At 65.6% G+C, this 19,475-nt stretch carries 21 protein-coding genes; 7 read left to right on the top strand and 14 right to left on the bottom strand.

Annotation, left to right across the window (positions count from 1 at the left end):
- Positions 1 to 89 precede the first annotated feature (89 nt).
- Positions 90 to 830, bottom strand: coding sequence for a class I mannose-6-phosphate isomerase (locus tag ACSYDV_RS18015; protein WP_438325201.1), 741 nt, complete (start codon positions 828 to 830; stop codon positions 90 to 92).
- Between the two features lie 249 nt (positions 831 to 1,079).
- On the opposite strand from ACSYDV_RS18015, the gene ACSYDV_RS18010 reads away from it, so the two are divergent.
- A complete protein-coding gene (locus ACSYDV_RS18010; RefSeq protein WP_438325200.1) occupies positions 1,080 to 1,568 on the top strand; it encodes a GFA family protein in 489 nt (162 codons plus the stop codon).
- A gap of 109 nt (positions 1,569 to 1,677) precedes the next feature.
- Here ACSYDV_RS18010 and ACSYDV_RS18005 read toward each other — a convergent pair whose 3' ends face one another.
- The 3 genes from ACSYDV_RS18005 to ACSYDV_RS17995 all read right to left on the bottom strand — a co-directional run bounded on the left by ACSYDV_RS18005 (position 1,678) and on the right by ACSYDV_RS17995 (position 4,368).
- A complete protein-coding gene (locus ACSYDV_RS18005; protein WP_438325199.1) occupies positions 1,678 to 2,289 on the bottom strand; it encodes a flavodoxin family protein in 612 nt (203 codons plus the stop codon).
- A 185-nt stretch (positions 2,290 to 2,474) separates the two neighbouring features.
- The gene (gene asd, locus ACSYDV_RS18000) at positions 2,475 to 3,338 is read right to left on the bottom strand and encodes an archaetidylserine decarboxylase (RefSeq protein WP_438325198.1); all 864 of its coding nucleotides are present in this window, start codon (positions 3,336 to 3,338) and stop codon (positions 2,475 to 2,477) included.
- Between the two features lie 166 nt (positions 3,339 to 3,504).
- On the bottom strand, positions 3,505 to 4,368 hold the full coding sequence (locus ACSYDV_RS17995) for a GNAT family N-acetyltransferase (RefSeq protein WP_438325197.1): 864 nt from the start codon (positions 4,366 to 4,368) through the stop codon (positions 3,505 to 3,507).
- Positions 4,369 to 4,500: 132 nt separating this feature from the next.
- Between ACSYDV_RS17995 and ACSYDV_RS17990 the strand changes: the two genes are divergently transcribed.
- A complete protein-coding gene (locus tag ACSYDV_RS17990) occupies positions 4,501 to 4,761 on the top strand; it encodes a KTSC domain-containing protein (RefSeq protein WP_438325196.1) in 261 nt (86 codons plus the stop codon).
- Positions 4,762 to 4,781: 20 nt separating this feature from the next.
- On the opposite strand, the gene ku is transcribed toward ACSYDV_RS17990, so the two are convergent.
- From ku to ligD, 4 genes are all read right to left on the bottom strand, one after another.
- Entirely contained in the window at positions 4,782 to 5,663 is an 882-nt protein-coding gene (gene ku / locus ACSYDV_RS17985) for a non-homologous end joining protein Ku (RefSeq protein ID WP_438325195.1), read from the bottom strand.
- Between the two features lie 182 nt (positions 5,664 to 5,845).
- A complete protein-coding gene (locus tag ACSYDV_RS17980) occupies positions 5,846 to 6,223 on the bottom strand; it encodes a hypothetical protein (RefSeq protein ID WP_438325194.1) in 378 nt (125 codons plus the stop codon).
- Entirely contained in the window at positions 6,220 to 7,020 is an 801-nt protein-coding gene (gene xth, locus ACSYDV_RS17975) for an exodeoxyribonuclease III (RefSeq protein ID WP_438325193.1), read from the bottom strand. The genes ACSYDV_RS17980 and xth overlap by 4 nt, the downstream gene beginning before the upstream one ends.
- Positions 7,017 to 8,897: a DNA ligase D gene (gene ligD / locus ACSYDV_RS17970; RefSeq protein WP_438325192.1), complete on the bottom strand. Its 1,881-nt coding sequence runs from the start codon at positions 8,895 to 8,897 to the stop codon at positions 7,017 to 7,019. Before ligD ends, xth begins: the two co-directional genes overlap by 4 nt.
- A 127-nt stretch (positions 8,898 to 9,024) precedes the next feature.
- Here ligD and ACSYDV_RS17965 point away from each other — a divergent pair, with 127 nt between their 5' ends.
- Entirely contained in the window at positions 9,025 to 9,288 is a 264-nt protein-coding gene (locus ACSYDV_RS17965; protein WP_438325191.1) for a DksA/TraR family C4-type zinc finger protein, read from the top strand.
- Between the two features lie 31 nt (positions 9,289 to 9,319).
- Here the strand turns inward: ACSYDV_RS17965 and ACSYDV_RS17960 are convergent, their stop codons facing one another.
- Complete coding sequence (locus ACSYDV_RS17960; protein WP_438325190.1) at positions 9,320 to 10,351, bottom strand: mannose-1-phosphate guanylyltransferase; 1,032 nt, start codon at positions 10,349 to 10,351, stop codon at positions 9,320 to 9,322.
- A 239-nt stretch (positions 10,352 to 10,590) separates the two neighbouring features.
- Here ACSYDV_RS17960 and ACSYDV_RS17955 point away from each other — a divergent pair, with 239 nt between their 5' ends.
- Positions 10,591 to 11,079 (top strand): hypothetical protein, encoded by a 489-nt coding sequence (locus tag ACSYDV_RS17955; RefSeq protein ID WP_438325189.1) that lies wholly within the window; start codon positions 10,591 to 10,593, stop codon positions 11,077 to 11,079.
- Between the two features lie 36 nt (positions 11,080 to 11,115).
- Here the strand turns inward: ACSYDV_RS17955 and ACSYDV_RS17950 are convergent, their stop codons facing one another.
- From ACSYDV_RS17950 to ACSYDV_RS17935, 4 genes are all read right to left on the bottom strand, one after another.
- A complete protein-coding gene (locus ACSYDV_RS17950) occupies positions 11,116 to 11,412 on the bottom strand; it encodes a plasmid stabilization protein (protein ID WP_438325188.1) in 297 nt (98 codons plus the stop codon).
- A gap of 188 nt (positions 11,413 to 11,600) precedes the next feature.
- Positions 11,601 to 13,037 carry a L,D-transpeptidase family protein gene (locus ACSYDV_RS17945; RefSeq protein WP_438325187.1) on the bottom strand — a complete coding sequence of 479 codons (1,437 nt, stop codon included), beginning with the start codon at positions 13,035 to 13,037 and terminating at the stop codon, positions 11,601 to 11,603.
- 81 nt (positions 13,038 to 13,118) lie between these two features.
- Positions 13,119 to 13,802: a murein L,D-transpeptidase catalytic domain family protein gene (locus ACSYDV_RS17940; RefSeq protein WP_438325362.1), complete on the bottom strand. Its 684-nt coding sequence runs from the start codon at positions 13,800 to 13,802 to the stop codon at positions 13,119 to 13,121.
- Between the two features lie 137 nt (positions 13,803 to 13,939).
- The gene (locus tag ACSYDV_RS17935) at positions 13,940 to 14,875 is read right to left on the bottom strand and encodes an SDR family oxidoreductase (protein WP_438325186.1); all 936 of its coding nucleotides are present in this window, start codon (positions 14,873 to 14,875) and stop codon (positions 13,940 to 13,942) included.
- 252 nt (positions 14,876 to 15,127) lie between these two features.
- On the opposite strand from ACSYDV_RS17935, the gene ACSYDV_RS17930 reads away from it, so the two are divergent.
- The 3 genes from ACSYDV_RS17930 (at position 15,128) to ACSYDV_RS17920 (ending at position 17,131) form a co-directional block, all read left to right on the top strand.
- Positions 15,128 to 15,823 carry an alpha/beta hydrolase gene (locus tag ACSYDV_RS17930; protein WP_438325360.1) on the top strand — a complete coding sequence of 232 codons (696 nt, stop codon included), beginning with the start codon at positions 15,128 to 15,130 and terminating at the stop codon, positions 15,821 to 15,823.
- A 161-nt stretch (positions 15,824 to 15,984) separates the two neighbouring features.
- A complete protein-coding gene (locus ACSYDV_RS17925) occupies positions 15,985 to 16,776 on the top strand; it encodes a DUF1206 domain-containing protein (protein ID WP_438325185.1) in 792 nt (263 codons plus the stop codon).
- A 79-nt stretch (positions 16,777 to 16,855) separates the two neighbouring features.
- A complete protein-coding gene (locus ACSYDV_RS17920) occupies positions 16,856 to 17,131 on the top strand; it encodes a hypothetical protein (protein WP_438325184.1) in 276 nt (91 codons plus the stop codon).
- Positions 17,132 to 17,250: 119 nt separating this feature from the next.
- Here the strand turns inward: ACSYDV_RS17920 and ACSYDV_RS17915 are convergent, their stop codons facing one another.
- On the bottom strand, positions 17,251 to 19,437 hold the full coding sequence (locus tag ACSYDV_RS17915; RefSeq protein WP_438325183.1) for an AsmA family protein: 2,187 nt from the start codon (positions 19,435 to 19,437) through the stop codon (positions 17,251 to 17,253).
- Positions 19,438 to 19,475 lie beyond the last annotated feature (38 nt).

Below are 19,475 nucleotides of genomic sequence, written 5' to 3'. Positions count from 1 at the left end.
CGCATTTTCGACGGAATTGTGGTCGCTTCTTGATGTACGCAACCACAAGCGGGCAGTCCGCCACCGATTACCAGCTGCGGCGTGACTGGCTACCACGCGATCAGGGCGCGTCCGCAATCGCGTGCGTCGATTTCTGCGGCTGAAGCCGCCCGCGCGCATTCGCCCGAAGTGATTGTCTGTCCGCAAACCCGAAGGCGACCTTCGATGGGAACGACGAGCAGAGAAACCTGACCGGGAAGGGGAGACATATCGTCGCCGATAATCTGGGCGAGCGTGAAATGCTCGGCCTCGAGCAGGATACCGCTGCGCGATGGATCGACAGAGGTTTGACGCGACCGCGGATAAGGTGAAGGATCGGCGACATCGACCCCCTCGGACAGATGAAGTTCACGTGGGCGGCCGTAGTCATAAAGACGATACGTAACGTCGCTGTTCTGCTGGATCTCGATGAGTGAAATATCCGCCCCGATGGCGTGGATCGTGCCCGGCGGAATATGGAACAACATTCCGGGCTTGGGGACGTGCCATTCCATCAGCGTCTCTATCTCACCCGAAAGCGCGGCCTCGCGCAATCGCGCCTTCGAAAGCGCCATCCGCACGCCGATGCCGAGCCGCGCCCCGGGTTTGGCGTCGAGGATGTACCAGCATTCCTCTTTGCCTGCGGGGAGGCCGAGCGCAACCGCCTGCGCGTCCGACGGATGTACCTGAATCGAGAGCTTTTCCGACGTGAACAGATATTTGATCAGCAGCGGCAGCCGCTTGCCCGCGGGTCCTGGAAACCAGATTTCCCCGATCCGGCGGCCTCGCATCGCGTCAAAGGGTGCCGGCAAGCTTGTTCGACCCCAAGGTTTCTCGACTGCAAGAGGCGTCAATCTGGTCATGCGGTGTCAACGAACGGAAAGAGGCGCAGTTGCGACACCGATCGGAGAATTGCCTCGGCCGAACGACCGATGACGGATTCTCCCCTCTCGGGCGACCCGGAACGCGGTAGCCTGAAGTCGGCTCGAGAGTGATCTTCGGCGGACCTCGCAGGCAACTCCGTTCCGCTTCGCAAGTTTCCAACGCGAGAGGATATCGATATGCCCCTGAAGCTCGAAGGATCGTGCCGCTGCGGCGCGGTTCGCTTTTCCGCCGACAGTCACGCGCCGGTCCCGTTTATGCGCTGTTATTGTTCGATATGCAGGAAGACCGCCGGCGGGGGCGGATATGCGATCAATCTCCACGCCGACAAAAATACGCTGACGGTCGATGGCGAGACGGCGGTTTTTCATGCCGGCCTCAACGATGGGCGGGGCGGCTGCGAGCTTAGTTCGGCTGAACGACATTTCTGCGCCCTCTGTGCCAGCGCGCTGTGGGTGTTCAGCCCGGAATATCCCGATCTGTTCCATCCTTTCGCTTCGGCAATCGACAGCGATCTGCCCAAGGCTCCGTCGAGCGTGCACATGATGCTGGTGTCCAAGGCATCGTGGGTCGAGCCCCTGATCGGCCCGGACGACCAATGCTTCGAAGACTATCCGGACGATGCATTGGAGAAGTGGCACCGGGCACGAGGTCTTTGGATCGACTAGGCCCGGGTTGGAACAGCTGCGGTTTGAGGCGGCCGAGCAAGCCGGTGCGATCGGTCGAGTGCTTCAGACGCGGGGGGCACGTCGGCCGCTTTGGTGTTTTCCCTCTCTTTCAGCCGGGGTAGGGGGATCGTTTCAGCAGCCGGGCGAGATGGGCGGCGTTGCTTGCAACCATGCTCGCGGTATTGCTGACCATCCGTGGGCGGTGTTCGAGGTCCTTGAAGTCGAGCGAATCCATCGCCTCTCCGACCCAATAGCAGCCGGCTACCGCGGGAATGGTCCAGCCGGTGTTGTTGAGCGCCTGGAAAAGCTCCGCGCACACGTGGTGCGCGCCATCTTCATTGCCGACGATCGCGGCAACCGCCACTTTGGAATAGCTTGGCATGCGGCCCGCCTCGTCGATCTCGTCGAGGAACGCGTCCATGCGTTCGAGGACCAGCTTCGCAACGCTCGAGGGTTGGCCCATCCAGATCGGCGTCCCGAAGATGAGAATATCCGAGGCGAGGATCTGCTCGCGAATTTTCGGCCACGCATCGCCGTCGCCCTCGTCGGAGGAGACACCCCATTTGACGTCATGCGTGGCGATGCGGATCGGCTTTCCGACGACGACATCCTGCTTCGCGAAATGCTCGGCGAGCACCGCAATCATGGCATCGGTCGAGCTTTTGCGGCCTTTCGCCGACAAAGAGCAATTGATGGCGGTGGCATTGAGCGGATCGGCCATGATATCTCCTCGGGCCCCCGAGGCGAAATGATCGGGGCGGCTGCGAGGTTCCGGCCTGTCGTGCCGGCGGGTCGAAAAGAATTGGTGCAGCGAGCCGACGGTTCGCTAGCGTCCGGTCACGTCCAGCATCGGAGGTGCTCGCCGCCGTTTCGTCGGCTCGGACATTGTTTGCGGAAAAGAGCCGGTTATCCGCTCGGGCTGACCGGGGAAGCACTGCCCATGGGTTCGCCGAGCCGCACCAGTCGCTCGGGATACCACTGGGGGTTGAAAGCGATAACGTCCTTCTCGAACAGCATCACGATCGTGGAACCAAGGAGGAAGCGTCCCATCTCCTCGCCCTTGCGAAGGGTGACTTCACGGCTGACGTAGGACCATTCGGATATCTTGCCTGATCGCTTCGCATTCACCACGCCATGCCACACCGTCGCGATGCTGCCGACGATGGTCGCACCCACGAGGATCATCGCGAAACGGCCGTGGGAGGGAGACTCGAACAGGCATATGACGCGTTCGTTGCGCGCGAAGAGACCTGGCACTCCGCGCGCCGTGGTCGGGTTGACCGAAAACAATGACCCGGGGACGTAAATCATGCGTGAGAGCTCGCCGTCGCAGGGCATGTGCAGCCGGTGATAATCCTTCGGCGAGAGATAGAGATTGGCGAAACTGCCGTCGCGAAAGGTCGCGGCGAGCGCGGTGTCGCCGCCCAACAGGTCGGTGGTGGTGAAGCGGTGGCCCTTGGCCTGGACGATGTGATGATCGTCGATCGCGCCGAACTGGCTGATGGCGCCATCGACCGGGCAGATGAAATCGGCGTCGGCGAGCGGACGGGCGCCGGCCTTCAGCGGGCGCGTGAAGAAGTCGTTGAAGCTTGCATAGCTGCGAAGGTCCGGGTTTTCGGCCTCGCTCATGTCGACGCCATATCTGGCGGCGAACCACCGGATCAGCCCGGGAGCGTGGCGGCCGGACGAGGCGGCGATACGGCCGGCGAATTCGGTGAGGCGCCGCTTCGGCATCGCGTGCTGGGCAAGGATTTTCAGGCGCTCGAACATATCTCATCCGTTGGTCGATCATGCGAAGACCCGGTGGGCCGCATCGAAAAAGGACGTAGCGCCCGGCGCTTCGTTCCCGCGGTGATGCCTGATCGCGATGGCGTACGGCAAGAGTTGAGCGATACAGGATGCCAGAAAGCTTTGGGATTTGGCGTCTGGCGCGCGCTCAGCTCCGCCGACGCTCTTTCGGCGAACCTGTCGCGCGCACGAACCGGTAACTCTTCTGCTCGAACTTCAATGTGCGAAAGAAGTTGTGGGCGTTGTCGATCATGATGTCGCTCATAACCTCGATCGTGGCACATCCGGCCTTGGCGAGCGCCGTCTCGGCGGCGGCAAGGAGCGCCGTTCCGACACCGCGGCGGCGGTGGTCGCCGTCGACGAGCAGCAGGGTGACGCGGCCGACAAGGCCGTGCTGCAGGGTCGGAACGACGGCCCAGGCGCAGCATCCGACCGGCACGCCGGCTTCGGCGACGAGAAGTCCGGCCCTCGCATTGCCGATCGCATCGACGTTCGCGTCGAGCGAGATGCGCCTGGGCGGATCGGCAAGCTGCGCGAGCAGCCGTCCGAGTGCCTTTTTGTCCTTGGCCATCGCTGGCCGCACCCTGAGTTCGGGCGCGGGCGAAGCGTCGGGTTCGACGATCCTCAGGACAGGCTTGGCCCTTGGCGGCGGCGGGGGATCCTGCCGCCTTCGCGCCGGCGGCGGCGCGGCGGTCTTGGCGCGGCGGCGGATCGGGGCCGGCTCCTCGGCGGGTTCATTGCGCGGCCTTCTGGGAGCTTTGGCTTGGGGCTCGCGCTCGGCCGAGAGCTTCCAGCTGTTCGCCGCGCCGCCGCGCAGAAATTGCGCGACGTCGGCCGCGCTCGCCGTGAGGCCTTGCTTGCCGATCCCGAGGAGCGGCTTGCCCGCCGCATCGGTGAGGCCGAACTTCCCGAAGTCGCCGACGCCGGGCGTGCGCTTGCGCGAGTGGACGAGTTTCATGCCCCGATGTTCGGCCATGGCGCGAAGCTCGTCGGCTGTCGGTTCGGATGCCATCGATCAGGGCCGGAAAGGGAGGGCGGTGCGGGCTGGCGGGGCGGGTGGGGGTGGTGGGTTCGCTCGGGTCCGCCGCGCCTGCCCCGCGGCGCGCGGCGGGGAACCCGGGCGGGTGCGGCGCGCTCTGACTGCATGCGCGCGCGCCGCTTCACCCGTTCGACCATGATCGAACATGCCGCCTATGACGAGGCGGCGTCGGTGCTTTGCATCAGTTTCAGGGAAAGCGGCAAATATCTCTATCATGGCGTCCCGCGCGGCATCTACGAGGGGCTGTGCGGCGCGGAGTCGCTCGGCGCCTTCTTCAATGCGCATATCAAGGATCGTTTCCGGTGCGAGCGCGATCCGGCGCGCAAGCGGTTCGGTCCCGGCGCCCGATCGCCGGAAGGCGAATAGCGGCTCGGCGGGCGCGCCCGTCATGCGCGCTTGCGCGCGGCGCTCTTGACGGGCGCTTTCTTCGCCGGTGCCTTTTTGGCGGGTGTCTTCTTGGCGGCGGATTTCGCCTTGCCGCCGCCGTCGCCGATCGACTTCTTGAGCGCGGCCATCAGGTCGACGACATTCGATCCGCTCGGCGCCTTGTCCTCCTTCCCGTCGTCGAGATTGAGGGTCTTGCCCTTCTTCTTGCGTTCGATGAGTTCCTTCAGCGCCTCGACATAGCGATCGTGAAAGTCGCTCGCGTCGAACTTTCCGGTCTTCTTGTCGATCAGCGTCGTCGCGAGATCGAGCAGGTCGTCATCGGGCTCGCTGTCGGCGATATCGCGGAAATAGCTCGCCGCCTTGTTGACCTCGTCGGCGTAGCGCAGCGTCTCCATGACGAGGCCGCGGCCGCACGCCTTGATGCTCACGACATATTCACGGCCGCGCATCGCGAGCTGGCCAAGGCCAACCTTGCCGGTGCGGCGGAGCGCCTCGCGCAGCACGATGAAGGCTTCCTCGGCGAGTTCGTCGGCGGGGACGACATAATAGGGCTTCTCGAAATAAATCTCGTCGATGTCCTCGGCCTCGACGAACTGCGTGAGTTCGAGCGTCTTCTTGCTCTCGAGCTTGACCCCTTCGATCTCCTCGTCGTCGAGCAGGACATATTGGTCTTTCGCATATTGGAAGCCCTTGACGATCTCGTCGACATCGACCGGGCCGACGCCAGGTACGACCTTCTCATATTTGATCCGCTTGCCCGTCGGCTCGTGGATCTGGTTGAAAGCGATCGTCGCTCCGCTCTTCGTCGCCGAATAGATCTCCACCGGGATCGAGACGAGCGCCAGGCGAATCTGGCCTTTCCAATATGGGCGCGCAGCCATTGTTCATCACTCCTTTGCCTAGACTCTTCAATGCGTGCGGCCGCCGAGCGTTCCGCGCCGGCATTCGCGGCGGCGCGAGGAACGGCGACGACCGGATCGAAGCGGCGGGCCTCGAGATGGCCGGGAGCAAAGCGTTCGGTTCGGCTGCTTTCGCCATCGGCGACCCGGCGTTCCGATTGCCGTCAGGCGCTCCAGCGCGCGGGCGAGAGCGGGATGTCGATCGGCGGATGCACCCGCTGCCACTTCGTCGCTGCGAGCACTTCGTTGCTCTCCTTCGCCTCGCGCCCCGGCGCAAGCGACCAGGTGATATGATAATGGCTGCCGTCGCCCCGATCCGTCGTTCCGCCGATGCGGACGATAAGCGCCTGCACGCCAGTGCCATCGTCGACTTCCCCGACGATCACGCCCGAGCGAGCATGGGGAAGCGGCGTGTCGGCGTCCGTCCCGAAGCGCAGCGTTACATGATCGGCGACCACCTCGGTGTAGCGCGGCGCGAACCGGCCGAGCAGCCGGTCGCGCTCGGCGGGCGGAAGCTTCCAGCCGGTGATCGTGCGCGTCATGACGCCTTGCGCGCGCGCTTGCCGGAACCTCCGAGCTCGACCCAGGCGGGCGCATGGTCGCTCGTCTTCTCGAGCGCACGCGGGCGGGTGTCGACGCCGGCCGCCGCGAGCCGCTTCGCCGCGGGCTTGTTGAGAAGCAGATGGTCGATGCGGATGCCGGCGTTGCGCTCGAACGAGCGCCGCCAATAGGCCCAAAAGCTGTAAATGCGCTCATCGGGATGCAGGTGACGGATCGCGTCGGTCCAGCCCTGGTCGAGGATGCGTTGGTAGGCGGCCTTTGCCTCCGGCGCGAAGAGCGCGTCCTTCCTCCAATTCTCGGGCTTGTAGACATCGAGGTCGGTGGGAATGACGTTGAAGTCGCCGCAGACGACCACGGGTGCGTCGAGGCCGAAGAGCGTCTCCAGATGCGCGTCGAGGCGCGCCATCCACTGGAGCTTGTAGTCGAACTTCGGCCCCGGCCAGGGATTGCCGTTCGGAAGATAAAGGCCGGCGACGAGAATGCCGCCGACCGCGGCCTCGATATAGCGGCTCTGTTCGTCGGTCGGATCGCCTGGGAGACCGCGCCGCGTCTCGTGGATCTCGCCGACGCGGCTCAGCATCGCGACGCCGTTCCAGCGGCTCTGGCCGTGCCAGATCACGTCATAACCCGCATCGCGGATCGCCTTCTCGGGGAAATTCTCCTGCGGCGCCTTCAATTCCTGCAGACAGACGATGTCGGGCTCGGCAAGCTTGAGCCAATCGAGCAGGATGGCAAGCCGCCCGCCGATGCCGTTCACATTATAGGTCGCGATCTTCACAGGTCGGGCAGCATCTGGTCGGCGCGGCCCCAGCCTTGCAGCGCCTTGAGGCCGGCACGCTTCAGCAGCGCCTTCGCATCGGTGATGCGAAAATGCGACGGCTTGTCGATCGTCTCCATCTCCTTCCAGCTGATGGGGGCCGCGACGGGCGCGCCATCGCGCGCGCGCGCCGAATAGGGCATCACCGCGGTCGCACCGCGCTGGTTGCGGAGGTAATCGACGAAGATCCGCCCCGTGCGCTGTGCTTTGGGGAGGGCGGCTGTGAAGCGGTCGGGATCCATCTGCGCGACGGCGCGCGCGAGCCGGTGCGCGAAATCCTTGACCTCGGGCCATTCGGCGCGCGGCACGAGCGGGGCGATCACATGCACGCCCTTGCCGCCGGTGAGCATCGGGAAGGTCTCGAGGCCCATTTGCTTGAGGATATCGCGGAACTGGAAGGCGGCGCTGCGCACCGCCTCGAAGTCCAGACCGACATCGGGATCGAGATCGAAGACCAGCCGGTCGGCCTTCTCGACATCCTCGATGCGCGCGCCCCAGCCATGGAACTCGATCGTGCCCATCTGGACGCAGGTCATCAGCCCCTCGGGCGTGTCCATGTAGAGATAGGGCTGGTCGTCGCCATCCTTCTCCAGAATCGCGACCTGCTTCACCGCGTCGCCGAAGCTTCCGGCATCATGTTTCTGGAAGAAGCATTTCTTGGCGCGCCCCTGCGGGCAGCGCACGAGGCTGATCGGCCGCGAACCCGCCCACGGCAGCATGATCGGCGCGACCGCGGCATAATAGGCCGCAAGCTCGCCCTTGGTGAGCCCCGCCTCGGGATAGATGACGCGGTCCGGATTGCTGATCGGAACGGGCGACGCGCTCGTCGCCTCGGCGACGGGGTCTTCGCTCTCGAGGACGACCGCCTCGGGCTTCTTGTCCTCGCGAAGCCCGAGATAGCTCGGATGGCGGAGCGTGCCCTCGTTGGTCATCTCGGTATAGGCGATCTGGGCGACGAGCCTGGGCTCGATCCAGTGCGCGCCGCGCGTCTCGGCGCGGGGGGCCTTCACGGCCGGCTCCTTTCGCTCGAGCGGTTTCATCAGCGCCTGAAGGCGGAACAGCTCCTCGGTATCGAAACCCGTCCCGACCTTGCCGGCATAGCGCAGCTCGCCTTTCTCATGCACGCCGAGCATCAAAGAGCGAAATGAGCGCGATTTATCCGAGGGCGTCCAGCCGATGATCACGAATTCCTGCCGCTTGATGCATTTGGCCTTGAGCCAGCTGCCAGCACGCGCGCCGACATAGCGCGCATCGGCCTTCTTGGAGATCACGCCTTCGAGACCCGCAGCGCAAAAGCTCTGCAGAAGCTTCTCGCCGCTGCCCGCGATATGGTCCGAGTAGCGGATATGCTTCGCGGCCTTGGGGAGGATTTTGGCGAGCCGCGCCTTGCGGTCGAGGAGCGGGAGGCCCGTCAGATCCTCACCGTCGAGCTCGAGCAGGTCGAACGCGAAATAGTCGATGCTGTCCGGCGCGGACTTGAGGGCATTTTGGAGGGACTGGAAGCTCGAGCGGCCGTCGGCGTCGAGGACGACCGCTTCGCCGTCGATCAGCGCGGTCCCGACTTTGAGTTTTGCCGCTTCGGCGAGCAGCGGCGCGAAGCGCTCGGACCAGTCGAGGCCCGAGCGCGTATAGGCGCGGGCCTCGCCGCCGCCGACCGCGATCGGCAACCGGTAACCGTCATATTTCATCTCATGGACCCAGCCGCTCCCTGCAGGGACGCTGTCGACGAGGCTTGCGAGCTGGACCGGACGGAAGGGCGGGGGAGCGGCTGCCTTTCGTACGCCGCGCGGCGAGGGGGCATGAATTGCCGGGCTCGGTTTTGGGGTCCGTCTGGCCATGGACTCAAGACCATCCGGCCGCGCAATCGTTCCCGCCCGCGGCGGCAACTTGCCCGCGCCGCGATGCGTTCCCATTTTGAACGGGCGGCGACCGACCGGTGTCCGCGATGAGACATGGAGTCCGATGATGGCTAATGGCTGGGCGCGCGATGGCGCGGTTCAGGAGCAGATCGACGACACGGTGAACGACGCCGTGAAGGAAGCGCGCCTGCGCCTGCTGTCCGGCACCGGCGCGGACTATTGCGACGATTGTGGCGAGCGGATCCCGGAGGCGCGGCGAAAGGCTCTGCCTGCGAGCCGCACCTGCGTCGGATGCCAGACGATCCGCGATGCCGGACGGCGGCAGGCGGGGTTCAATCGCCGAGGGAGCAAGGACAGTCAGCTGCGCTGACCAGCGCGTATGCGGGCTGGAGGCAGGCGCCTCATTGGCGTGCCCGGGCCGCAGCGCGGACCTCCTGCGACCGGTCGAGCGCGATAACAAGGATGTCGTCGCCGTCGACGATGACCCCGACATTGTCCATGCCGACGAGCGAGACGCGCTTGCCGGGCGCGCGGACGAGGCAGTTGTGGCTGTCGTGCGCGAAGAGATCGTCGCTGCAGGCGTTGCCGGCATCGTCGGCGCCCGCGAGTGCGTGCACCGCCTGCCAACTTCCGAGGTCCGACCAGCCCATCGACACGGGGACGACCGCGACGCGCGCGTCCTTCTCCATCACCGCATAATCGATCGAATCCGATGGCGCCCGTTCGAAGGGCTCGCGCGCCGCGTGGAGGGCGTCGCCGTCGTGCAGCGCATTGGCGACCGCGGCTTCCGCAGCGCGATAAATGGCGGAGCAGTGCGCGAGCATCGCCTCGCGCATGCGGCCCGCCCGAAAAAGGAAAATGCCGGCGTTCCAGCTGTAGCCGCCCACGCGGAGCATTTCTTCGGCGGCGGCGAGCGGCGGCTTTTCGACGAAGCGGTCGACGGCAAATCCCGTGCTGGCGAGGGGCGCGCCGCTGGCGATATAGCCGAAGCCCGTGTCGGGCCCGTCGGGCTCGATACCGAAGGTGACGAGCCAGTCGCTACGCGCCAGATCGGCCGCTTTCGCGATCGCGTCGCGAAAGGCCTGGACATCGGATATTACATGGTCGCTTGGCATGACGAGCAGCAGCGCGTCATCCGCCGACGAAGCGACCGCGAGCGCGATGGCCGCGGCGGTATTGCGGGCCGTCGGCTCGACGATCAGCCGAAGGTCGCGCCCGCCGGCCTGTTCGCGCACCATGGCGACATGCTCGGCGCCGCACACGATAAGCGGATCCGAAAAGCCGCGTCCGCTTGCCCGGTCGAGCGTCCGGGCGAACAGGCTCTCCTCGCCGATGATGTCGAGAAACTGTTTTGCCCGCGCGCCGCGCGAGGCGGGCCAGAGGCGCGTACCGGCACCGCCGCAAAGGATGACGGGTTGGATCGTCTCGGACATAGGATCAACTTTCTCGCGGCGTGGCGGGAGCGCGTGGGGCACCACCCGATCGTGATGAAGGGCGCGTAGAAACCGAAATGGTTCGGGCCAGCGCCACCGCCGTTTCGAAGCCGCTGGCCGCGCGCATTCGGACATCGGCGCTCATGAGGGGCCACCTGCTCTTCGGTTGGCGGAAGCATGCGGTGTCGCGGCGATCCGCTGCGCCGGTCCGCCTTGTGAAATTCGAGACGGGGTTAGCCATGTCCGAACGAACGCTGCGGGAAGAGGCGAGTTGCGGCGCTTTGCCGCAAAAGCTCGGAAATCGGGGCTCGATTGATGCAGGTTATACCGATTGTGTCTTGAGTCGGCCAGGTGGCAGCCGCTCCCGTCAGTCGTCGCCGCAGCCCGATCGAGGATCTGGTGATGACCGGTGCGTCGCTGCAGCGGGCTTTCTGATGGATCGGCGAAGACAGGGCGTGCTTCCGCCGGATGCAGCCGGGCGGCACGCCGAGCGTTGCAAAGGCATGAACCTGAGCGACAAATTTCTGATGCTGGCCGGGCAGGAGCTTCAGTTCGTCTCCGACCTCATCATCCGCATCGATCAAGGGCTTATCGATCCTGTCGGCCTCGATCGGGAAGCCGCAGTCTTGTTGCTGCGCGAAGTGGCGGATGAGCGGCGGCGCCTCGTCGACCGACTGAAATCCGATGACGATGATAGCGGGGCTGCCTGGACGGGAGCACCGGTCTAGGAGCTTGATCCGGCCGCTGCCAGACTCGCGAGGCTCTTATCGCTTTGCATTTCGCCGCCGTGTTTCCCAACCCTTTTTCGCCGCCGCGGATCGCTTCGCGCTGCTCTGGCTCGTGCTGCTGTCCCGGCCGCCCTTTCGCGACGATTCATGGGTATCGGGTTTGCCGCGACCGGAGCCCGATTTGTCGCCGCCGCCCGACTCCTTGTTCACCGTCGCCCACGCGCGGCTTTCGGCTTCCTTCTTGCCGACGCCGCGCTTCTCATATCCTTCCTCGATATGCTCGGCTTTGCGCTTCTGCTTGTCGGTGTAGCTCGATTTGTCGCCGCGGGGCATGACAGCTCTCCATATCCGGCCCCCGTCTTGCTCAACCAACAGGCACCGGTCGGGTTCCGTCAGGCCGCGGGGGGCGGCATCCAGGATTCGCGGAGGCAAATGTCGCCGCTTTTGTCGGGAGGTTGCGAACGGCCTTGGCAGGGGGCGAGCCGGCAAATGGCGTCTCCGCTATCGCTATGCGGGCGCGATCAGGGGCCGATGTCCGCGCCCGAAGGGCGAAGCCTGTGGCCCTCGCTCGCGGGGAATCCGAGCGCTGCGGACACGCGGTCGTTCCAGCCATAGGGGTCTGCCCGGACGACGGGTTCGCCTGCCTCGTCGAACAATATGGTCTGATAGGTGAGGCGGACCGGAATTTCGCGCGGCAGCGGGACGAAGCTTTCCTTGCCGGTGGCCCGGGCCTTCTCCCATTCGGCCTCGATGCCTTCGTCCTTCGCCAGCATCGCGGCGAAGCCGAGTGCGTCCTCGACTCGGACGCAGCCATGGCTGCGCTGGCGTTGGACCTCGCTGAAGAGCTGCTTGGCGGGGGTGTCGTGCAGATAGATCTGGTGCTCGTTGCGCATATCGAACTTGACCAGTCCCAGCGAATTTTTCGGTCCGGGCTGCTGGACGATCCACCCATCCTTCCAGGCCATATTGTTGCGGCGCAGATAGGCTCCACCTTTGCCCGCGATTTCCTTGCTCTGGATCGAGCGCGGCACGGTCCAGGTGGGGTTGGCGACGAGCCGGTAAATCGGCGATCCCAGCTGCGGCGTCTCGGTTTCGGGCTTGCCGACGACCACCTTGCGGGTGTCGGCGAGCTTGCCGTCTCGCCAATAGGCGAGCCGGGCGGAGGCGAGATTGACGTCGATGCGCGTCGCCGGCGGATTGCGGTCGAGCCAGCGCATGCGCTCCATGGCGACCGCGATGGCGCGCGCGCGGTCGGCGTCCGAGAGGTTGAGGATTGCGAGCGCTTCGGTTCCGATCACGCCATCGGGCTTGATGCCATAATCGGCCTGCATGCGCTGCACCGCTTTCACCATCGCCGGCCCGTAGGTGTCGCCTTGCGCGGAGCCACCGCCCAGATAATCGGAGGCGACAAGCTGGCGCGCGATGGCCGGGATGCGCGGGTCGCGCGCCCCCGGTTCGAGCGGTTTTGCGGCATCGGGGATGATCGCGGCGGGCGTGTCGCCCTCCTTGCGCAGCGCCAGATAGGCTTTGGAGAGCGCGCGATAATTGTCGTCTTGCGGGGCGAGCCCCGAAAGCCAGTCGTCGACCTTGCCCTTGGCGAGAGCCTCGGCGAGGCCTGCCTTCAGTCTCGGGTCAGGCCGCGGCACGCTGTAGATGGTGTTGAGCTTCGCCGGATCGGTCGCGCCGCGCGCGAGCGCCGCGGCGTAGCGAAGGGCAGAATTCGTGAGCGCGGCCTCGCCATCGGCGCTGCCGGGCTTGCCCTCGACGGTAAAGCGCATGCGGTCGAGGCCGTGCGCGGCCCGGCGGTCGATTGCTTCGCGGAGCTGTTCGACCGCTTTGTCAGACCAGCGTGCATCTTCGGCGGCGGCGCTGGATTGAGCTGAATTTGTGGAGGTATCGCATCCGGAAAGCGTGAAGGACAGGACGAGAAACGAACAAGCAAACACACCGTAACGCACGCAAATCTCCTCGAAAACTGGAGATGTAACGCGCCGGTCGGTGAGGCGTTCCTCTGGCGCACGGCGCGCCCTATCCGACGGTCAGGCGCGCGCCGCGTAGATGAGGCGTCCCGTCCCGAGATGCGCGAAGGTCTCATCGAGACAATTCTCGCCGACGGCAAAACATCCCTGACTGCGCCCGAGCTTTCCATGCGCCGCGATCATATCGTCATTGGCATACCAGGCGCCGTGAATGACGATCGCGCGCTCCATCGCATTGTCGTTCGTGGTATCGAGTCCGGTGAGGCGCTGCGACCGGCCATGCTTTCCGACATAATAGTCGCCGGTCAGAAAGGCCCCCTCGCTCGACGCATTGGATCCCGACATGTTCGAGAAACTGTGCAGGAATCCCGTGTGGCCTGGATCGGAACCGCTGCCATGGGCTACGAGCTGCCGCGACACGCGGCCGCTCGCGACGTCGAGGAAGTGAAACCGGGCCTCCGAAGAGGGGGCCGAGAAATCGACGATGGCGATGCGGTCGCGGTGCCGGATCGTCCCGGCATGCTCGTCGAGCGCTGCAAGCGCCCTCCGCAGAAGCTGCGGGTCGAGTGTGGTGTCCGCCGGGCTGATCGGTCTCGCGGGCGCGGCGGGAGGCAAGGGAGCGGCGGCGAGACGCGGCGACGATTCGAGACGGCCCACCGTCGATCCCGCAAGCGCGCCCATAAGGGCAGCAGCGCCGGACACCAACAGTGTCCGCCTGCCAAGTTCGAGCGGCGGCGTTGTCATTGCCGCAATATAGGCCAAGGTCCGCGACATTTAAGATGCCGCTATCGGCGGCGGTCATCAACGCGCCGCATCGTGCGCCTAGTCGGGCGAGCCGTTGTCGCCAATGGCCGCCGAGCGGGTAAAAGTCGGGGCGGCGTCTAGCCGTTTACGATCGTGCCGCCGTTCGGGTGAAGGACCTGGCCCGACATGTAGCTGCTGTCGTCGCAAGCGAGAAAGAGGAAGCTCGGTGCCACCTCGTTCGGCTCGCCGGGCCGCTTCATCGGCGTGGTCTCGCCGAAGCTCGCAACCTTGTCGGCAGGCGCTCCGCCGCGCGGGTTGAGCGGGGTCCAGATCGGGCCGGGGGCGACTGCATTCACCCTGATGCCCTTTTCAATTAGATTTTCGCTGAGCGAACGCGTGAAAGCGGTAATCGCGCCCTTGGTTGCGCTATAGTCGAGCAGGCCGCCGCTACCCTGATACATCGTCACGCTCGTGCAATTGATGATCGCAGCACCCTTTTTAAGGTGCGGGAGCGCGGCCTGCACCAGATAGAACATGCCGAAGATGTTGGTGGCGAACGTCCGATGAAGCTGGTCGGGGGTGATGTCGCGAATATCGTCTGCCGGATGCTGCTCCCCGGCATTGTTGACCAGCACATCGATGCGCTTCAGCTTGCTCATCACCTTGTCGACGATTGCCTTTCCGGCATTGGTCTTGCCGATATCGGCCTTGACGAGGATCGCGGTGCGCCCTTCGGCGCCCACTATCGCCGCCGTTTCCTCGGCATCGGCCTTGTTGCTCTTGTAGACGATCGCGACGTCCGCGCCCTCGCGCGCGAACAGCGCGGACACCGCGCGGCCGATGCCGCTGTCGCCGCCGGTCACGATCGCCACCTTGTCCTTGAGGCGCCCGGAGCCGGCATAGCGCGGCTCCCATTTCGGCGCACGGTCGAGGTCCGCCTCACGATCTTTCGGCGGGGTGGGGATCGTCTTCGTGTCGCCGACATCTTTCCGGAGTTTCTTGGCCGCAGTCTGCTTTCCGCGCTTTTCAGCCGCGGTTTCTCCGACTTTTCCGGCCGCTGATTTGCGCGACATCGCCAACTCCTGTTCTTCCGTCTGTCACCGACAAACCGGCTGGACCTCCACTTGGTTGCAGGCGGCAAGTGCGATCCCTTGACCCGCGCCGCGAATTGAGCAGGGAGCGGGCGCGCATGCCAAGGCGCAAATGGCCACGCTGCCAGCGAGCTGGCGCAGAGTGTTCAATCCCATGGGGGTGGAAAAGCGCGGTCGCCTATCTACCTATGCACCATCGCAATCCTTGCCGCCCGCGGAGCCGGTTTCGGGCCGCTGGCCGGCGCCGAAGCTGAGAGAAGAAACCTGTCCAAGATCGTCAACGGCGCCAGCCTGCAGCCTCGCTCCGGCGGCGCCCCCAAAAACATCGTGCTGCTGCTCCACGGCTTCGGCTCGAGCGGCACCGACATGATCTCGCTGGCGCCGCAATGGCAGGAGGCCCTGCCGGACACGCTGTTTCTCGCGCCGCACGCGCCGCAGCGATGTTCGATGATGGGCGCGGGATACCAATGGTGGGGGCTTTCGGGCTTCGCGCCGTCGGCGCTGGCCGCGGGTGCGGCATCCGCAGCGCCTGCAATCGACGCGTTCATCGATCGGAAGCTCGCGCAATATGGGCTCAGCGAGTCCGATCTTGCGCTGGTGGGATTCAGCCAAGGCACGATGATGGCGCTTCAGGTGGGTCTTCGCCGCCCACGCGCCGTTGCGGCGATCGTCGGCTATTCGGGCATGCTCGCAGGCGCGGCAGACCTTGCGCATCATGTCCCATCGAAACCGCCGGTGCTGCTGGTGCATGGCACGGACGACCCCGTCGTTCCGATCACGGCGCTGCACATGTCGGAGAACCAGTTGAAGCGGCTCGGCGTCGAGGTCGAGACCCATATCTCCTACGGCGTCGCGCACAGCGTCGATCCGGTTGGCCTGCGGACCGGCCGTGACTTTGTGGCCGGGGCCTTTGCGAGAAAATCCGGCTGAACCGGCAGACCTCTCAAGGGGCCTTCGCCGCGAGGGCGGCGACGAGCGAAGCGGGGCCTGCCGGGAAGGGAAAGGCCGGGGCTGGCTCCGCGGCTCGGAGCGGCGGGAACTGCGGGGGGCAGCGGGCGTTGGCTTGATGGTCAACCATCGGGACAGGCATCATGAACAGGCTTCGGCGGCTCGAGACATTTGCGCGCACCGGCTGGTTCGCGCGCGGCGTCGTCTATTGCCTGCTTGCCTGGATCGCGATCAGCGGCTCGTCCGCCGACGACCCCAGCCCGCAAGCCGTGTTTCGCTCGGTCCGCGACATGCCCGCTGGGCCTATCCTGCTCGCCCTTCTCGCGATGGGGCTCGCGCTCTACGGCGGCTACCGCCTCTACGGGGCGGCGCTCGATAGCGAGAACAAGGGGGCGGCCGCCAAGGGAATCGCCATACGCATTGGTTATGCCGCCAGCGGCATCGCGCATTTCATCCTCGCCTGGGCGGCGCTTCGCCTCGCCTCGGGCGGCGGGGCCGAGGAAGGCCGCGAGAAAGAGGCGGCGGCCATGTTGCTCGACTTGCCGCTCGGCGGCCTGTTGCTCGGGCTGGTCGGCGCCGCCTTCCTCGCGGCAGCCGCGCAGCAAGCTATCAAGGCCTGGACCACCGAATTCGCGAAGGACCTCGATGCCGCAGCACCCGCCTGGGCGGTACCCGTGGGCCGCGTCGGACTTGCTGCGCGCGCGGTGGTGTTCGCGGTGATCGGCGTCTCGCTCGTGCGCGGCGGCTGGTTCGGCGCAGCGGGCGAGGTCAGGGGACTCGGCGACGCGCTGTCGGCGCTCACCGACAATCCGCCGCTCTATCTGCTCGTCGCCGCGGGTCTTTTCCTGTTCGGGGTCCACAGCTTCGTCGAGGCCCGCTGGCGGCGGCTACGCGACGAGGACATGATCGCACGGATCATGGCGGCGAGACGCTGATGATTTTCACCTGGCTGGCTGGCGGAACCCTGTGGGCCGCGCCGCGTTATCTCGGCAGTCAACAACAGGGAGAGTCTCGATGAAAAAGCTGTTCGTAACCCTTGCTGCCACCTCGGCCCTAGCGCTCGGCGCCTGCCAGAGCCCCGCCGCCGACAAGGTCGAAGACCAGGCCGAAGCAAAGGCCGACGCGATCGACGATCAGGCCGACGCGATGCCCGAGGGTCCCGCGAAGGAAGCGATGGAGCAGAAGGCCGACGTCGTCGAAGAGCAAGGCGAAGAAAAAGCCAATGCGATGGACGACAATGGCGAGATCGCTCCCTCCGAATCCGGCGTCGGCGACACGCAGAAGAAATAAGACTGCCTTCCCTAAGGGCAGGGTGAAGGGCGCCGGTCACGGCGCCCTTTATCGTTTCGGGAGGCGGGCTTCCGTCTGGCATAGCCATTGGCGGGTGAAAGCCCGCCGGCGGCGACGGATCAGAATATCCCGAGAAACTTCTTGCGCTGCTTCTTCTCGCCTTCGCGCGACTGCTTGCCATCCTCGGACTTGGCGGTCGTGCCCTTGCCGACGTCGTCGCGCGGCTTGCCCTTGCTCGTGCGCTGCGCCGCCGCGGTCGCACCGGCGAGAACGGGGCCGCACTGCGCCGCCTTCGCATCGCCCGGGTCGATGAACGGAAGGATCGCAGCCACCGGGCTGGCGAGAACGCCGAGACCGAGCCCGGCGCCGGCGCGTCCGGCGAGCTCGTCGCTGACGGGATCGATCTTCGGCGCCGCGAAATAGCCGCCGACGCCGACGGGAGACTGGCCCGAGAAGAGGCTGAAGGTCTTGCCGTCGGCACGCACCGCCATATCGAGCGCTTCGCTGCGGAACGAGAAGCCGCCGCGGCCGAGCATAACATTCTTCTTCGTATCGATCAGGATCGGATCGGCAGCGGCGATGCCGCCGCGCACGGTGAAGGCGATCAGCCCGCAATTGATCTCCACGGGCTTCTTGAGCTTATCCTGGAACATCTTCTGCACGAACGTGCCAAGGTCGAGTTCGGCGAGCTGGATGTTGCGCGTCCAGAATGTACCCTGCGGCATCACGAAGGCGATCCTCCCGTTCGAGGTCGCAAGCGACTCGCGTATGCTGTCGCCGAAGCCGACCATCCTGATACGGCCGCTCACCGTTCCCGTCGTGCCCGACTCTTCGGTGCCGAAACGGGCGAGCAGGGTGCCGAGGCGGGTGGGCGAAAGCCGGATGTCATATTCGGTGCGCACCACTGCGGGGCGGGCGTCGATCGATATGTTGCTCTTTACCGTGCCGCCGGCGACGACGAAATTGAACGGCTTGAGTTCCATCAACCCGTTTTTGAGCCCGAGTGTCAGGTCGACCTGGCTGATCGGAAAACTCTCGGCGCGTACGCGGGTGACGCGGTACCGGACATCGGCATCGAAGCGCTTCAGGGCCGCGACGCGCAGCGGTGCGTCGGGGAGTATGCGCGGGCGACCGCCCACGGTCTCGACGGTGCCGCCGGTGCCCATCTTGTCGAGGCGCTGCGGGTCATAGCCGACGAAAGGCCCGGCATCGATGATGTTGAGCGAGCGCGTGGCAAGATCGGCCTTGAGATAGAGCCGCCCCCTGGGCTGGCTCACCGCGAGCGAGCCGGCAAGGTCGCTGTCGCCGAACAGGCCTTTCATGCCCGTCAGCTTCCATACTTCCTTCTCGTAAGTCAGGGCGGAGGTCAGCCGGTACGCACGGGTGTCGGGGATTGCGACACCGAGAAAGTCGAAGATGCGCGACAAATTGCCGCCGCGCGCCTGCAGCTTGAGATCGGCGCCCTCGAGCTCGGTCGGACCCGGCAGCGTCCCCGCGACGTCGAGCGTGTTGCCGAGCCCGGTCGCATGGAGGGTGAGGGCATTTCTGCCGCCGGCGATCGTCTCGTTTGGCGATTTGAGACCGCCCGACAGGGTGAAAGGCTGCGCGCGCATCGTCCCTCGCCCCGAGAAGCGGATATCGTCGTCGATGCGTGTTCCCGTGGCGCGCACCGTGTCGATATCGATATCGGCGAAGAGCTGCAGTTTGGGATCGCGGTAGCTGAGGCCGCTCTGCGTGATCGCGGCGCGGCGGATCTGCGGAAGCTCGAGCGGTTCTGGCGGGCGGTTCGGGTCGCCGAAGGTCCAGCTGTTTCGTTTGTTTCCGGCATCCCATTCGAGCGCGACGCGCGCGCCGTCGAGATCGGCGAACCGCAGGATGCGGTCCCCGAAGATCAAGGGCAGGGTGGCGAGCCGCGTGTCGACCTTTTTCGCGGTGAAGAACTGCCTGCTGCGTGCCCAGGCCGGGTTGGCGATCCGCACATCCTCGGCGTAGAATTTGACGTTGAACGGCGCGAAATAAAGCTGGAAGTCGCCGCCGACGTCGACCTCGCGCTCGAGCTGCGCGGTCGCGAAGCGCTCGAACGGCCCCTTGAGGAAGCGGCCCTTTGTGATGAAGAGGATGAGCCAGATCGCGAAGAGGGTGAGAAGAAGGATCGCGACTGTCCGCACGGCGATCCGAAGCGGGCGCGGTCGGCGCTCTAGCCAAGCCGGCGTCCAGACGGACTTCGCCCAGCGACGTGGAGGACCAGCCCAGCCGTTGGCGGGTGTCCGGGTTGCCGAAGCCGATTGACCGGAGCGGATGTCCATAGCGCATCAATCCGCCGCGCTGCGCATCGTTCCTTGCG

Origin of the sequence: Sphingopyxis selenitireducens (assembly GCF_051550705.1) — a bacterium.
Classification (GTDB): Bacteria; Pseudomonadota; Alphaproteobacteria; order Sphingomonadales; family Sphingomonadaceae; genus Sphingopyxis.
Note: the sequence above shows the minus strand (reverse complement) of the source record. Positions and strands in the feature narration are given on the sequence as shown.

What these genes read in the sequence shown, in the direction of transcription:
- ACSYDV_RS17960 (WP_438325190.1), bottom strand. Translation starts at nt 10,351, where the DNA reads ATGTCCGAGACGATCCAACCCGTCATCCTTTGCGGCGGTGCCGGTACG.
- ACSYDV_RS17980 (WP_438325194.1), bottom strand. Translation starts at nt 6,223, where the DNA reads ATGACGCGCACGATCACCGGCTGGAAGCTTCCGCCCGCCGAGCGCGAC.
- ACSYDV_RS17940 (WP_438325362.1), bottom strand. Translation starts at nt 13,802, where the DNA reads ATGACAACGCCGCCGCTCGAACTTGGCAGGCGGACACTGTTGGTGTCC.
- ACSYDV_RS17920 (WP_438325184.1), top strand. Translation starts at nt 16,856, where the DNA reads ATGAAAAAGCTGTTCGTAACCCTTGCTGCCACCTCGGCCCTAGCGCTC.
- ku (WP_438325195.1), bottom strand. Translation starts at nt 5,663, where the DNA reads ATGGCTGCGCGCCCATATTGGAAAGGCCAGATTCGCCTGGCGCTCGTC.
- ligD (WP_438325192.1), bottom strand. Translation starts at nt 8,897, where the DNA reads ATGGCCAGACGGACCCCAAAACCGAGCCCGGCAATTCATGCCCCCTCG.
- ACSYDV_RS17955 (WP_438325189.1), top strand. Translation starts at nt 10,591, where the DNA reads ATGTCCGAACGAACGCTGCGGGAAGAGGCGAGTTGCGGCGCTTTGCCG.
- ACSYDV_RS17965 (WP_438325191.1), top strand. Translation starts at nt 9,025, where the DNA reads ATGGCTAATGGCTGGGCGCGCGATGGCGCGGTTCAGGAGCAGATCGAC.
- ACSYDV_RS17915 (WP_438325183.1), bottom strand. Translation starts at nt 19,437, where the DNA reads ATGGACATCCGCTCCGGTCAATCGGCTTCGGCAACCCGGACACCCGCC.
- ACSYDV_RS17925 (WP_438325185.1), top strand. Translation starts at nt 15,985, where the DNA reads ATGAACAGGCTTCGGCGGCTCGAGACATTTGCGCGCACCGGCTGGTTC.
- asd (WP_438325198.1), bottom strand. Translation starts at nt 3,338, where the DNA reads ATGTTCGAGCGCCTGAAAATCCTTGCCCAGCACGCGATGCCGAAGCGG.
- ACSYDV_RS17950 (WP_438325188.1), bottom strand. Translation starts at nt 11,412, where the DNA reads ATGCCCCGCGGCGACAAATCGAGCTACACCGACAAGCAGAAGCGCAAA.
- ACSYDV_RS17935 (WP_438325186.1), bottom strand. Translation starts at nt 14,875, where the DNA reads ATGTCGCGCAAATCAGCGGCCGGAAAAGTCGGAGAAACCGCGGCTGAA.
- ACSYDV_RS17990 (WP_438325196.1), top strand. Translation starts at nt 4,501, where the DNA reads ATGCGCGCGCGCCGCTTCACCCGTTCGACCATGATCGAACATGCCGCC.
- ACSYDV_RS17995 (WP_438325197.1), bottom strand. Translation starts at nt 4,368, where the DNA reads ATGGCATCCGAACCGACAGCCGACGAGCTTCGCGCCATGGCCGAACAT.
- ACSYDV_RS18005 (WP_438325199.1), bottom strand. Translation starts at nt 2,289, where the DNA reads ATGGCCGATCCGCTCAATGCCACCGCCATCAATTGCTCTTTGTCGGCG.
- ACSYDV_RS18010 (WP_438325200.1), top strand. Translation starts at nt 1,080, where the DNA reads ATGCCCCTGAAGCTCGAAGGATCGTGCCGCTGCGGCGCGGTTCGCTTT.